Annotated in this window: 14 protein-coding genes and 1 pseudogene; 12 read left to right on the forward strand and 3 right to left on the reverse strand. The window is 45.2% G+C overall.

The features are described from left to right. Positions 1–37 precede the first annotated feature (37 nt). From J8N69_RS13215 to J8N69_RS13265, 11 genes and pseudogenes are all read left to right on the forward strand, one after another. The gene (locus J8N69_RS13215; protein WP_168823065.1) at positions 38–649 is read left to right on the forward strand and encodes a LysE family translocator; all 612 of its coding nucleotides are present in this window, start codon (positions 38–40) and stop codon (positions 647–649) included. A 430-nt stretch (positions 650–1079) separates the two neighbouring features. Beyond that, positions 1080–1687 (forward strand): annotated as a pseudogene (locus J8N69_RS17220) (transposase); the annotation flags it as partial. A 329-nt stretch (positions 1688–2016) separates the two neighbouring features. After that, positions 2017–3072, forward strand: coding sequence for an SH3 domain-containing protein (locus tag J8N69_RS13225; RefSeq protein WP_168823071.1), 1056 nt, complete (start codon positions 2017–2019; stop codon positions 3070–3072). Between the two features lie 183 nt (positions 3073–3255). Then, positions 3256–3537: a type II toxin-antitoxin system Phd/YefM family antitoxin gene (locus J8N69_RS13230; protein WP_168823073.1), complete on the forward strand. Its 282-nt coding sequence runs from the start codon at positions 3256–3258 to the stop codon at positions 3535–3537. Continuing rightward, the gene (locus tag J8N69_RS13235; RefSeq protein WP_168823076.1) at positions 3534–3833 is read left to right on the forward strand and encodes a type II toxin-antitoxin system RelE/ParE family toxin; all 300 of its coding nucleotides are present in this window, start codon (positions 3534–3536) and stop codon (positions 3831–3833) included. Before J8N69_RS13230 ends, J8N69_RS13235 begins: the two co-directional genes overlap by 4 nt. Positions 3834–3918: 85 nt before the next feature. Next, a complete protein-coding gene (locus tag J8N69_RS13240; protein ID WP_168823078.1) occupies positions 3919–4413 on the forward strand; it encodes an AAA family ATPase in 495 nt (164 codons plus the stop codon). Between the two features lie 137 nt (positions 4414–4550). Then, the gene (locus J8N69_RS13245) at positions 4551–4808 is read left to right on the forward strand and encodes a type II toxin-antitoxin system Phd/YefM family antitoxin (RefSeq protein WP_168823080.1); all 258 of its coding nucleotides are present in this window, start codon (positions 4551–4553) and stop codon (positions 4806–4808) included. Then, complete coding sequence (locus J8N69_RS13250; RefSeq protein WP_168823083.1) at positions 4796–5098, forward strand: type II toxin-antitoxin system RelE/ParE family toxin; 303 nt, start codon at positions 4796–4798, stop codon at positions 5096–5098. The genes J8N69_RS13245 and J8N69_RS13250 overlap by 13 nt, the downstream gene beginning before the upstream one ends. 89 nt (positions 5099–5187) lie before the next feature. After that, a complete protein-coding gene (locus J8N69_RS13255; protein WP_168823084.1) occupies positions 5188–5586 on the forward strand; it encodes a GFA family protein in 399 nt (132 codons plus the stop codon). Between the two features lie 492 nt (positions 5587–6078). Beyond that, on the forward strand, positions 6079–6564 hold the full coding sequence (locus J8N69_RS13260; protein ID WP_168823085.1) for a DUF3015 domain-containing protein: 486 nt from the start codon (positions 6079–6081) through the stop codon (positions 6562–6564). Positions 6565–6682: 118 nt separating this feature from the next. After that, entirely contained in the window at positions 6683–8563 is a 1881-nt protein-coding gene (locus J8N69_RS13265; RefSeq protein ID WP_168823087.1) for an Lnb N-terminal periplasmic domain-containing protein, read from the forward strand. A 194-nt stretch (positions 8564–8757) separates the two neighbouring features. On the opposite strand, the gene fdhA is transcribed toward J8N69_RS13265, so the two are convergent. Together fdhA and J8N69_RS13275 are read right to left on the reverse strand one after the other, a co-directional pair. Next, positions 8758–9951, reverse strand: coding sequence for a formaldehyde dehydrogenase, glutathione-independent (gene fdhA, locus J8N69_RS13270; RefSeq protein WP_168823089.1), 1194 nt, complete (start codon positions 9949–9951; stop codon positions 8758–8760). Between the two features lie 250 nt (positions 9952–10201). Further along, positions 10202–11134, reverse strand: a complete 933-nt coding sequence (locus J8N69_RS13275) for a LysR substrate-binding domain-containing protein (protein WP_168823091.1) — start codon at positions 11132–11134, stop codon at positions 10202–10204. Positions 11135–11241: 107 nt separating this feature from the next. On the opposite strand from J8N69_RS13275, the gene J8N69_RS13280 reads away from it, so the two are divergent. Then, positions 11242–12150: a DMT family transporter gene (locus J8N69_RS13280; RefSeq protein WP_168823093.1), complete on the forward strand. Its 909-nt coding sequence runs from the start codon at positions 11242–11244 to the stop codon at positions 12148–12150. Here J8N69_RS13280 and J8N69_RS13285 read toward each other — a convergent pair. Then, on the reverse strand, positions 12136–12738 hold the full coding sequence (locus J8N69_RS13285; protein ID WP_168823095.1) for a TetR/AcrR family transcriptional regulator: 603 nt from the start codon (positions 12736–12738) through the stop codon (positions 12136–12138). The two genes, J8N69_RS13280 and J8N69_RS13285, sit on opposite strands and share 15 nt — an antisense overlap. Between the last annotated feature and the right edge of the window lie 2 nt (positions 12739–12740).

A 12740-nucleotide genomic window follows, 5' to 3' on the forward strand; every position in this document is an offset into this window, starting at 1 on the left:
TTAAACTCATTTAGAAAGACTATAAGGTTTCCAATTAATGTTTATGTTTGCGCTAATATACGCCTCTGTGGTGATTATTCCTGGGCCTGGGATTATGACCGTTATTACACAAGCCGGGCGTCTCAGTCGTTCACGTATATTTTTTCTGATTGCGGGGTTTGTTGTCGGCGACCTGATTTGGTTTTTTGCCGCGCTACTTGGGTTAAGTGCCGCGCTTAGAGCGACTCCGATGTTACTGACGCCGATTCAGATTCTTGGTGCCGGTTATCTTATTCTCTTATCGGTTCGGCTCTGGAAGGAGGGCATCAGTCTCAAGCCGGTAGTGGGGGCTAAGAGTGCCGGTAGCTCCTCTCACACGTTGTTTTTCGGCTCCTTGCTGTTAACGCTGTCGAACCCTAAGGTGCTGATTTTCTATGTCGCCATTCTTCCGATTGCCTTAGATACTCAGGCTTTATCCGCATTACAAGTTTTTCAAGTAATAGCGATTATCGTGACGGTGCTTTCAGTAATCAAAGTGCTGTATGCGCTTGCTGGCTCCTATTTAGAAAAATACTTATCAGGTAAGCCAGTAGAAGTTTGGCTATATCGGTGTTTCAGTCTCTTAATTTTTTTGCTGTCAATCTCTATGTTGTATGAAGCGATAAGCTAAAGAGAATCAATGCTTTCCCCAAAAATAAACAAGCCACCCACCGTTGAAAGCCAGTTGTATCAAGGGGGTCGAGTTGCTGTCTACTAAATTGCACTTGAGGCACGGTATGCTACTACTGTGACTTTTCTGGAAGTTAAGAGGCCGTAAAGTGGGTGTCTTGATAGGCGCTTTGAGATAGCGCTTTTTCTACCGCTTGCACTTTAAATTCTTATGTAAATTTATGACCCATTTGATCCACCTCTTGTTAAAAATTAGAGGCGACAACTACTCTGACACAGGGGGTTGTTCCCTCCCCTTATGTCTTTCAAGGGGAGGGCTAGGGTGGGGTTATTGCTTTCATCCTAACTCGTCGAAAACCCAACATCCCCGTAGGCCTGGATGAGGAAGGAACGACCGTAATCAGGCGTTAGAAACTCGCAGTTACTGATGTCAACTAAGAGCGGCTTTTGGCGAAGGGTTACTTCCAGAGTTATCCCAAACGGAAGTGAGTCGGCTACTGAATGTTTTGATGCAAAAGCCTTGGGTGGTCTATTGTAAATCAGCGCTTGAGTATCGCTCATCATTAGTCAGTTACTTAGCGCGGTACAGTCACCGTATTGCCTTATCTAATAATCGTTTCCAAGTGTGGAATAACAATAAAATCAGCCTTCAATATCGAGACTATCGTTCCGGCAAGCAGTCTCTTTTAACACTCACGCCACAAGAGCTGGTAAGGCGCTTTTTACTCCATGTATTACCAAGGGGCTTGCGTCGCTCCTGAACATCCTGTTCCCGCGACATTCGTGCGTCCTGCACATCATGCGCATCCGACATTATGGCTGTTTGTCTAATGCCATAAGAGCCAAGGTGAAGAAGCGGGTAGATAAGCAGTTAGACATGTACGAGCCACGAACCAAGGAAGACAGTGAAAAGACAGCTGAATCAAGTTGTTCATGCCCTGCTTGTGGAAAGCGTGCCGTTGTTTATCTTGGCGATGTATCTGAGAGTAAAGTGACAAAACGGCTTTGCATTCTGCTGCCATGGGACAATGGTAGTTAGCGTTAGCACACGGTGAGATCAGAGTATAAAAACAGATCAGGTCATAAGGTCTGAGGGAATCGCTTGCCTCTTTGGTTAAATCGCGCTACAAAAGAGCAAATAAAGAATCAATATAGCGGCAATCAAAGACGATCTGAAGCGGCATAGTCCAAACAGGCTTTGATATCTAGCGAGTTATATAACAGGGAAGTCCTACCATGAAAAAAGCAAATCCCCTATATAGACAACGCAGCCGTTCAACAGTGGGTTATAACCGCAGCTACGCTGCCGTATAACCCTTAATTGTTAGATTCCTAGGCTCCTGCTAAGACGGAAGATCATATAGAACCATGGATAAAAGTATCGAAAATATCATCAATCCACCTTGGCTGGAGTCAATAAGGAAGATGGAAAAGCAATTGAGCCTTGCTGCTTCAGTGTTTCAGGAATCTGAAACAATACGAACAATAAGAAAGCTCAGTGAAACCACAAGGCTGGCATCCTTAGCTTTTAACGAAACAGAATTTATGCAATCCGCTCGGATTGCAGCCGACAGTAGCAGAATCGCTTCGCTTGCCTTCCACGAATCGGATGCCATGAAGTCTATTAGGCAATTCACAGAATCAAGTCGGCTGGCAACGTTAGCTCTACAAGAATCAGATGCTATGAGGTCTTTTAAGGCTGTAGCTGAATCGGTTCGACTATCCTCTCTAGCGTTTCAGCAGTCTGAAATTGCTAAGCAGCTGGAAAGTTTTGCAAAAACAAGCCAGCTTGCATCAATTGCCTTGCAGCAATCTGAAGCATTTAAACAAATATCTCAAATTAGTAACTTAGAGTCATTTAAGGCTTTAGCTAGTCTAGATAACAGCCCATTTCCGAAAAGTGCAGCCTTGGCCTTCGCCTTCGCATCGGAAATGGGTAGTACCGATATAGTAGATGATTCTCTTAAAGAGATAGATGCTCAAATAAGCGCAGAGATATATTCACAAACAGACTTTAATGCGCTATCTGAAAAAACTAAGAGCATCTTGCTCTATCTATATCACTATTATTTTTTGCCGATCTTACTAAGTTGCTTATCTGCTTACATGATGGCCAACGCCGTCCAAGCAAGAAAAGAGCTAGATTTAATATCTACGCCTACCGAAGTCAGGCAATTTACTCGCGCACCTAATCATAATTTTGATCGATCTTCGTTAAAAGGGTTTCGTGTCACAACAGTACAATCTCTTAATTTTAGAGAAGGCCCCAGTATGAAATCCGAAATAATAACGACTTTGCCTATCGGTTCGTTAGTTGAGGTAATAGATAAGTCACACCGCTCATGGCTTTTAGTCGAAGTAGAGATTGATGGAGTGCTTGAGCAGGGCTGGGTATCGAGACGCTATACAGCATACTTTAAATGAATCTAACAAACGGCTGCACCGGACAAATTTCCGCTGTCACCTTTCGTGCAAAAAGACGCACAAAAGTCGCCATCAAAAATTTGCTCGGTGAGCCGGGCGTTATGTTTACCAGTCCTTACCTTGCCCTCCCCCGGCTTCTGGCGTACGCTAAGCGGTACAAGTAAACGTACGCAGGTGCCCACCATGTCACGAGTCCATGTAGATGAAGATATACGCCCCCTCTCTGAGTTCAGAGCGGGCGTAGCCACATTTGTAAAACAGATCCATGAAACCCGCCGCCCCATGGTGCTAACGCAGAGAGGGCGCGGCGTTGCCGTTCTGGTCGATGTCCAGGTGTACGAGAGGATGCAAGAACGCCTGGAGGTACTTGAAGAGGTCTATAAAGCCGAGGAGCAAATTGCCAGCGGGGCAGGTATTTCCCATCAAGATGCAAAATCCTGGGTCCTGAGCAAGCTGTCCCGATGAAAATCGTCTGGTCTCCGCTTGCGTTGGAGCGTGTAGAAGATATCGCTCAATACATTGCCGAAGACAAGCCTGCTGCTGCAGTTGAATGGGTCGATGGGCTATTTGCCACAGTAGAACGCCTGGCGGACTTTCCGGAAAGTGGCCGCATGGTTCCTGAGGTGGGTGCACATCGCATCAGAGAGGTAATGTTTGGAGCGTATCGGGTTATTTATAGTGTTAGAGATCAGATTGATATTTTGACAGTGCGGCGCAGCAACCAGCTATTACGAGCCTCCGAACTTGATGATGAAACATAACAACTGGTTCAAATCGTTCGCTGCGCTCGCTAGGACGGGCTAAAGCCCGCCCCTTAACCAAACGTTATGCAATACGAGGTAATAAATGAATAAAGGCGTTCTGACGTTTTTCTGCGGGAAAATGGGAGCAGGAAAAACTACAAAGTCTCGTGAAATATCCCAAGAGCGAAACGCCGTACTACTCTCAGAAGACGAGTGGCTTTCGTCCGTGTATCCAAATTGCATCAAGACCTTAGATGACTACATTGAATATTCTGGCCGTCTTAAGCCTCAAATGAAGAAATTGGTTCAATCGATCTTAGCGTCTGGAACCAACGTGGTAATGGATTTTCCGGCAAATACAATTCCACAACGAGAGTGGTTTAAAAGCATTTTTTCAGAGATCCAGGCTCCACATGAATTAATCTATATCGACCAGCCAAATGAGGTTTGCTTGGGACGAATCGCACAAAGACGGATAGAAGAGCCTCAGAGGACGGCAACTGATACGGAAGAGATGTTTGAGCTAGTCACAAAGTACTTTGTTGCACCCACATCTGATGAAGGGCTCAATACAACTGTAATTGCGGCAAATGCATAACCAGGCGCAACCACTACGCAGCCTTCGGCTGCCGGACGCTCCCTTCGGGTGTGGCTGAGCGCAGCGTTAGCTGTGATTGACCCTCATTCAAAAAGTGATACTATAGTGGTACTTTTAGTCTGATTTTGGGTGAACCCATGAAAGTTGAGCTAGTTACGAACCTCAAGCGCCAAGCCACAAAGATTCTCGCAGATCTGCACTTGTCTAAAGAGCCGATACTGATCACGGAGCATGGTCAGCCATCCGCATATCTTGTCGATGTTCAGGATTACGAGTTCATGCAGCGTCGCCTTGAGCTGCTTGAGGGGCTCTCGCGGGGAGAGCGCGCTGTACTTGAGGGAAGAACGTACAGCCAAAGCGAGGCCAGGGAGAGAATGAGTAAATGGCTGAAGTAATCTGGACAGAGCCGGCCCTTCAAGAACTTGATGCCATCGCTGAGTACATTGCTCTGGATAATCCTGGTGCCGCAAGTCATCTGGTCCGGGAAGTTTTCGATAAGACCGAGCGTTTGGAAAATTTCCCCCAATCCGGGCAGATTCCTCCAGAGCTCCCGAATTCGGTATACAGGGAGGTAGTGCTTCCACCGTGTCGTATTTTCTATCGCGAGGATGAGAAGCGAGTTCTCGTCCTCTACGTCATGCGAGAGGAGCGGCAGCTTCGTGCGTACATGCTTGGAAACAGCTAACCAGGCGCGTCACTCGGATGCCTTTGTCTCCGCTTCGCTACGTCAAAGTCACCGGTGTGCTTCGGCCTTATCACTCAGGGAAATAAATTATGAAACAATCGGGAAGCTGCCTTTGTGGTGGTGTTCAGTACGAGATAACAGGGGCTTTGAGTGACGTATACAACTGCCATTGCTCAATGTGCCGCAAGCTCCACGCATCAGCTTTTCGAACCTGCGCAAAGGTACGAGTTGAGGGTTGGGAGACTGTCAAAGGGCAGGATCTGCTAACAAGCTATGAGTCCTCGCCGGGGGAGTACAAAGTTTTTTGCTCGGTCTGTGGCTCCAGTATTCATACAAGATTCGACGCAAAACCAGAACTGTATGCCTTTCCACTCGGAACACTCGATACTGATCCCGGCGTGCAAGTGGAACGCCATGTCTATGTTGGTAGCAAAGCCCCGTGGTTCACGATTACGGATGATCTACCTCAGTATGCTGAGAATGAATGAGGCTGTGATAACAAGGCCATCAAATTCGTTCCGGCCTTCGGCCTCCACCATTTATGCTTGAGAAAATAAACAAGCCACCCACCGTTGAAAGCCAGTTGTATCAAGGGGTTCGAGTTGCTGTCTGCTAAATTGCACTTGAGGCACGGTATGCTACTACTGTGACTTTTCTGGAAGTTAAGAGGCCGTAAAGTGGGTGTCTTGATAGGCATGTTGATAGGCACTTGTACTGATAAGCACCTGATGGATCAGGCTAGCCGAGAGTTTATCTTTGAAGCAGTACAATAAATAATCAATGGAACGTTTTAAGGCGTCAAAATAAAAAACTAAGCGTATCTTGCTTATTTTTTATGCTTTATTTGGCAATAACATGCGTTATTCGTCATTAATGCAATGGCCTAACTGTACTTCCGCTTAGATGCAATTATAATAAGAAAGTCTTAATCGACTTAATTCGTTTAAGTAAATACTTCAAATTATATAAAGGATATATATATGAAAAAGTTAGCATTATCAATTGTTCTTGCCGGTATGTCAGCAACCTCTTTTGCAGCAGGTGGTCATGGGCCAGCTGGTTGTGGTCTAGGTACTGAGTATGTTTTTAAAAACGCAGATGCTTGGTATGAACATGTACTGGCAGCAACGACAAACGGTACGTCTGGTAACCAGTCTTTTGGTATGACTTCTGGTACGCTGGGTTGTGAAGATGCAAATGGTCCATTGTCTGGTAGCCTTGCTGTATTTATGAACGAGAACCTTGAACCACTTGCTGTAGACATGGCAAAAGGTGATGGCGAAACATTGAATGCTCTTGCTGCGCTTATGGGCATTAAGTCTGAAGATAAGGCATTATTTAATACTGAAATGAAGCAGAATTTTGATAAGATTTTTGCTTCTGCGCAAGTTACTCCTACGACTGCGCATGAAGGTATTATGGATGTTATGTCTAATTCTCAAGAATTGACTAAGTACCTAGGTTAATTTTAATCGAATTATGTAAAATGAGAGTGAGCGTCTGTAAAGGGGCTCACTCTCATTTTTTTTATCTATAAAACGGTGATTTTGCAATTTCGTTCACCGACCTCAAAAGTAAGTTTCTATGCGCTTTTTAGTTCTTTTATGGCTTATGCTGTTATGTGGTTTCGCCTCTGCGGGTGATGTTAGGGTGATGTCTGCAAACGACGACAGTATGATCACAGAGTTGGCACAAAATTCGTCTTGGTTAGATCTTTTGCACTATCATCAAATTGGCGTTATATCGCCCTATGAAAGTCAAATTGATGACGCTGCGTTTTTCTTATCGCCTCTAGGACAGTCTGATCCTAAAGCTGAGTTACTCGCAACTATCGTGGCTTTTCAAACGCCTTATGAAGGAAATGACCTCAACCAAGCCGCACAATGTCTGTACCCTGCAAGACTTAGTTGGTTAAAAAAACAGTCTCTTGGCATCGATTTCATTGAGCCTGAATGCCCTGAGTTTCAAGATTGGTTCAATAGGATAAATGGCGAAAGTATTTATCTTGTTTTTCCTGCCGCCTACTTAAACAGTCCTTCCTCTATGTATGGGCACACCCTATTGAGGGTTAAAAAGAAAGGTAATGACTCTCCTTTATTAGATTACGCCGTGAATTATGCTGCGAACGCTAACCCAGAGGATAATTCGTTGGTTTTTAGCTATAAAGGCTTAACTGGTGGCTATCCTGGTGTGGTGTCCGTGACGCCTTATTATGAAAAAGTGAAAGAGTACAACTTTTTAGAAAGCCGTGATATTTGGGAATACAAATTGGATTTCACTCAGCAAGAGGTGAATCAATTTATCCGGCATGTATGGGAAGTCCGTAATACTTACATTGAATATTATTTTTTCTCAGAAAATTGCTCTTATCAGTTGTTGGCTATGTTAGATGCGAGTAGCGATCGTCTGAACACTACCAGAAACTTTAATTACTGGGCGATACCAGCAGATACGGTTCGCGAGCTGAAAGAGGCCGGTGTTTTATTGGAGGTAAGTTATCGTCCATCGGTAGTGGCGCAGATGGAGCATATGCTTGAATCACTTAATGACGAGCAAGTACGTGAAGTTAAAGCACTGGTGTTACATGAAACGCTTTCATTGGATGGCTTATCTGACTTTACCGAACATGAGCAAGCCCAAATACTGGAGGTGGCATATCAGTATAGTCGTTACCTTTCTGCTCGAGAGAAATCCACTCTGGCGTATTTGAATAATCGCTCTATCAGGCTTCTTTCATTACGCAGTAAGTACGATGCAACGAATGTATTTACGCCCGTTGATACGCCACAAATTAGAGATGATGAAGGCCATAAAACGCAGCGTATTGGTGTTACTTTCGGCGAGACCGAAGGGAATACTTTTGGTTTGCTTGAGTATCGTCCGTCTTACCATGATTTGTTGGACGCCAAAGGGGGTTACCTCGAAGGAGCCGAATTGTCTATGTTTAGTGGCAGCTTGGGAGTGAGTGAAGATAATAGCCTTCGTATTGAAGAGATATCTTTCATTAATATTCGCTCTTTAGCGCCGTCAAATGCGCTAGTAACACCGAAGTCTTGGCAGATAAATGGTTCCTTAATTAGAGATTTTGTTGTCGATGATGCGCTGGTTTTTCGCCTAAAAGGTGGGGCAGGGATGACCGAAAAAGTCTCGAACCATTTATTTACCCTGTTGATCAATGGCAGTGCTTCCGTTGGTGATCAATATCAAGAAAGCTACCAACAAAAATACAGGCTTCAGTTTGGTCCACAGTTGCAGTGGTTATATTCAGGCGATACCCATCGGGTGATGGCTTCCTACGAGTATTTGGATGATGTTGACCAACACGCCGCCACACTCAAAGTGGCTAAGATTGAATGGTCTTACTTGGTTGATCCTGATTGGCAGATTCGTGTCAAGCTTGAGCAACAGAAGCAAGACAGTATGAAACAAAATACGAGCCAAGTATCACTATTGCACTATTTTTAATTCGACTATAACGCTAGGAGTCCGTTAAAAAATGTCTAGGGTCTATTGGCTAAATTGCACTTGAAGCGCTGTGCGTCACTGCTGTGATTTCTTTGGAATAAGCGGCTAGAAAAAAGGCTTTGCCCTACTGAGTCAGTGAGGCAAGGCCTTTTTTGTGTGTCATTGCAGATTATAAATGTTAGCTGGTAGCGCTATTAACTTACCATTTTGTGTGGATCAATAACGAATTTCTTCGCCGCGCCACCGTCAAAATCGGCATAGCCTTGTGGTGCTTGGTCAAGTGAAATCATTTGCACGTTTACGGCTTTGGCGATGTCGATTTTATCAAACAAAATGGCTTGCATTAGGGCGCGATGGTATTTCATCACTGGGCATTGGCCGGTATGAAGCGAATGAGATTTCGCCCAACCAAGACCAAAACGCATGCTCAAACTGCCTTGTTTTGCCGCGTCATCGGTTGCCCCTGGGTCTTCTGTCACATATAAACCCGGAATACCAATTTGTCCACCAGCGCGTGTCATTTGCATGGCGGAATTTAACACCACCGCTGGAGATTCTTGATGGTGATTACAGCCACAAGCGTGGGCTTCAAACCCCACACAATCGACAAACGCATCCACTTCACGGTCACCAAGAATGGCTTCAATTTTATCTTGAATATCACCTTCTTGAGTAAGGTCGATTGTTTCGCAACCGAAAGAACGCGCTTGATTGAGACGATCTTCCACCATATCACCGACAATCACACAGGCTGCGCCCAACAAATGTGCAGAAGCCGCTGCCGCTAAACCAACCGGGCCAGCCCCCGCGATATAAACGGTAGAGCCTGGGCCAACGCCCGCCGTGACACAGCCATGGAAACCAGTAGGGAAAATATCAGATAGTAACGTGAGGCTTTGGATTTTCTCACGGGCTTGATCGGCATCGGGGAATTTAAGCAAATTGAAATCGGCGTAAGGCACCATCACATAATCCGCTTGGCCGCCAACCCAGCCGCCCATGTCCACGTAACCATAAGCCGCACCGGGGCGAGCAGGGTTAACGTTGAGACAAATACCGGTTTTGCCTTCTTTACAGTTACGACAGCGACCACAAGCAATGTTAAACGGCACAGACACCAAATCGCCAACCTTGATAAATTCTACATCGCGGCCGCACTCTATGACTTCGCCAGTGATTTCGTGACCTAGCACCAAGCCTTTTTCTGCGGTTGTACGACCCCGAACCATGTGTTGATCACTGCCACAAATATTAGTGGTAACGACTTTTAGAATAACGCCATGATCACAACGGCGCTTGCCAATAGCGAGCTCAGGAAAGGGAATGGCTTCTACCTTGACCGTGCCATTACCTTGGTAAATAACACCGCGATTTGCATATGTACTCATAAGACATCCTTTTTTGCTGTTGTTTTTGTTTTTAGCTATGTCTGGTTATTTTGTCACCAGTGGTAAAAAGAATAGTCCTTTATGCGACAGAAAGTCATGCTGAAAACGACTTCATGTAACAGATATTGATCCTTCCTTATTTTGTTCGTAATGTTGCGGTCAGGCGTAGGTGTTCATCAGCACACCTTCTCCACCGTATAGGTGACTTAGACATCGGTTGTGTTGTTTGCTGTATTTCATCGGAGGGTGTTTAGGGGAGGGATTTTGCTTCTTCTTTTAGCCAGTGCTTTAGGTGTCTGATGGCGTCTTCATTTTTGCGGCTTTCTTTGTAGGCGAGGTAGAAGCTGTCGCCTGTTTTGAAGGCTTTGCAGGGGAGTCTTTTGAGTGTGGTCTCTTCGTATTTTTCATTCATCATGTAGTCGTTAACTAGGGCGATGCCGAGTGAATGTTTGGCGGCTTCGCAGGCGAGCATGAGGTGGCTAAAGTGGTGGAACTGTGTGGTGCTGGGGAGCGGGTGGTTGAGATTTTCAAACCAGTGTTTCCAGTCTTCTGTGTGTTTGTCGTAGATGCTGTTTGAGGTGATGAGTGGAAATTGTGCGAGTAACTCGGGTGTTGTGTTGAGTTTGTGTTCTAACTCTTGATTCGATGTGGCGTTCAGGCGATTTTTTAAGGCATCAAAGTAGGCATGGCTACAAACCGGGAATAGCTCTTCTTGGTAGAGCGGTTCAAATGAAAAGCCTCTTTTCTGTTTTTCGACTGTGATAAAAAAGTCTGCAGTGCGATCCGATAGGTCAGGAGAGCCGTGGCTCATTTCAATGCTGAGCTCGAGGCTTGGGTGTAATCGCTTCAAATCAGGCAGCCTTGGTATAAGCCAATAGACGGCAAATGAGCTGTATACCGCTAATCGAATGTGAGTTTTGTGTTGGCCTTTTATTTGGTTGGTGGCGCTTTCTATTTGCAGTAAGGAATGGCTAATGGAGTCGAAGTAGAGTTTGCCTTCTTTTGTTAATTCAAGGTGTCGCCCTTGGCGGTGAAAAAGGTTTTCTCCTAGGTAGTTTTCTAGCATTCTTATTTGGTGAGAAATGGCACTTTGGCTAACACTGAGTTCGTTGGCGGCCAGTGAAAAACTGTTGAGTCGTGCGACGGCTTCAAAAACGGGCAGTGATTTTAGGGGTGGCAGCATTCTCTTTATCCAAATAACTAATAGTTAGGCTGAATATATCATTTTATCTAATGGATTAAACGGATTAATCTACTGCGAATTGTGTGTGTTTTATAAGGAGAGAGGCCGTGTCGGGACGTACCGTAAGCAGTGCTATTTTGATACTGGTGTTGGGCAGTTTTTTTGCCACCTTGTGTGATGTTTTTATTAAGATGGCCGGTGCCGATGTGGCTATTTTTCAGTTTACCTTTTTGCGGGCAATGTTTATGTGCCTTATTCTTTGCCCTATCGCGGTGACAAGATACCTTCGCTCTGCTCGTACGTCTGCTACGTTGGGCTTAAAGTTGCATTTTGTTCGTGGAAATTTATGGGTGCTAGCCGCCGTGCTTTTGGTGGTTTCATTGGCGGAATTGTCTTTGGCCACGGCCAATGCGGTCTTTTATACGGCGCCTATTTTTATCATGCTGTTTGGTGCGTTTTTTTATAAAGAGCGCTTGACGCTTGAGGTCGTGCTGGCGGCTTTGCTGGGTTTTGCGGGTATTTTGATTATTTTAAGGCCCACTGAGGTGACGTTCTCCATGATTAGTGCGGTGCTTTTTGCGGTTGTTTTGGCGGTGAACAGTTTGCTGATTAAAAAATTACCTCAAGAACAAAGTATGCTGTATGGGCTGTTTATGACTCAACTGTTTGCTTTGCCATTATCTGGGGTGTTGGCGTTTTGGGAAGGTGGCGTGTTTGAGGTCGAGGTGCTGATTTATGCGGCTTTGTCTTCTATTTGCTCGATTCTGTACAGTGTGTCTTGTTTGGTTGGTTATCGTTATGTGGCTTCTAGTCAAGTAACCAGCGCGGAATATTCGGGTTTGATTTTTGCCTTTTTGATGGGGTGGTGGGTGTTTGGTGACACGCCAGATTTAGGGGTATTTATTGGTTCGTTTTTTGTTATTGTGCCACTGTTGTATTTGAGTCATCGAGATATTAGAAGGCTGCGAAAAGAGCAGTTATTATCCAATACTCGATCCAATCTAGGGGCGGGTTGAGCTGAGGTTTTTGATCATTTGCTCTACCATGTCTGCGCGGTCTTCGGGGTCTAGATAAATGCCATCTAGGAACAGTCTGGTGAGGCCGTGAAGACTTGCCCAAGTTGTTTGTCCAATTCTTAGTGCTGTGTTGTTATCTGGCAACACGTTTTCCGCTTGCAACACTTCTACCCAGTCAATCCAAGTTTTAAAGGTTTGCTTGGCGGCTGTTTTTAATGAGTCGCTTGGTGTGCCGGCTTTCCATAATGTTCTTCCATACATGAGGTCGTAGGTTTCGCTGTGCTGGAGGGCATACTCAAGATAGGCGTAAACATAGTTTCTGAAGTTTTCTTCGGTGGTGTTGGTCTGTGCTTTTAATGCCTCCAGCCTGTCTTTTTGTTCACCAAAGCCTTTTTCTGCTAAGGCGCAAAGTAAGGCGTTTTTGTCTTTAAAGTGGTGATATGGCGCGGTTCTGGAGACACCTACCGTGTCTGCGAGTTTGCGCATGCTGAGGCTTTCTACACCTTCTTCTTTGATGATTAAGGACGCGGATTCGAGCAGGGATTTTGTGAGATCACCGTGGTGATAGTGTTTTTTTAGTGTCGACATTG

The sequence above is a fragment of the Marinomonas profundi genome (genome assembly GCF_020694005.1).
GTDB classification, from domain to species: Bacteria; Pseudomonadota; Gammaproteobacteria; order Pseudomonadales; family Marinomonadaceae; genus Marinomonas; species Marinomonas profundi.

Bases quoted from the DNA above. Each gene is read 5' to 3' on its own strand.
- J8N69_RS13255 (WP_168823084.1), top strand. From the start codon at position 5,188: ATGAAACAATCGGGAAGCTGCCTTTGTGGTGGTGTTCAGTACGAGATA.
- J8N69_RS13240 (WP_168823078.1), top strand. From the start codon at position 3,919: ATGAATAAAGGCGTTCTGACGTTTTTCTGCGGGAAAATGGGAGCAGGA.
- J8N69_RS13245 (WP_168823080.1), top strand. From the start codon at position 4,551: ATGAAAGTTGAGCTAGTTACGAACCTCAAGCGCCAAGCCACAAAGATT.
- J8N69_RS13275 (WP_168823091.1), bottom strand. From the start codon at position 11,134: ATGCTGCCACCCCTAAAATCACTGCCCGTTTTTGAAGCCGTCGCACGA.
- J8N69_RS13225 (WP_168823071.1), top strand. From the start codon at position 2,017: ATGGATAAAAGTATCGAAAATATCATCAATCCACCTTGGCTGGAGTCA.
- J8N69_RS13265 (WP_168823087.1), top strand. From the start codon at position 6,683: ATGCGCTTTTTAGTTCTTTTATGGCTTATGCTGTTATGTGGTTTCGCC.
- J8N69_RS13215 (WP_168823065.1), top strand. From the start codon at position 38: ATGTTTATGTTTGCGCTAATATACGCCTCTGTGGTGATTATTCCTGGG.
- fdhA (WP_168823089.1), bottom strand. From the start codon at position 9,951: ATGAGTACATATGCAAATCGCGGTGTTATTTACCAAGGTAATGGCACG.
- J8N69_RS13250 (WP_168823083.1), top strand. From the start codon at position 4,796: ATGGCTGAAGTAATCTGGACAGAGCCGGCCCTTCAAGAACTTGATGCC.
- J8N69_RS13285 (WP_168823095.1), bottom strand. From the start codon at position 12,738: ATGTCGACACTAAAAAAACACTATCACCACGGTGATCTCACAAAATCC.
- J8N69_RS13260 (WP_168823085.1), top strand. From the start codon at position 6,079: ATGAAAAAGTTAGCATTATCAATTGTTCTTGCCGGTATGTCAGCAACC.
- J8N69_RS13230 (WP_168823073.1), top strand. From the start codon at position 3,256: ATGTCACGAGTCCATGTAGATGAAGATATACGCCCCCTCTCTGAGTTC.
- J8N69_RS13235 (WP_168823076.1), top strand. From the start codon at position 3,534: ATGAAAATCGTCTGGTCTCCGCTTGCGTTGGAGCGTGTAGAAGATATC.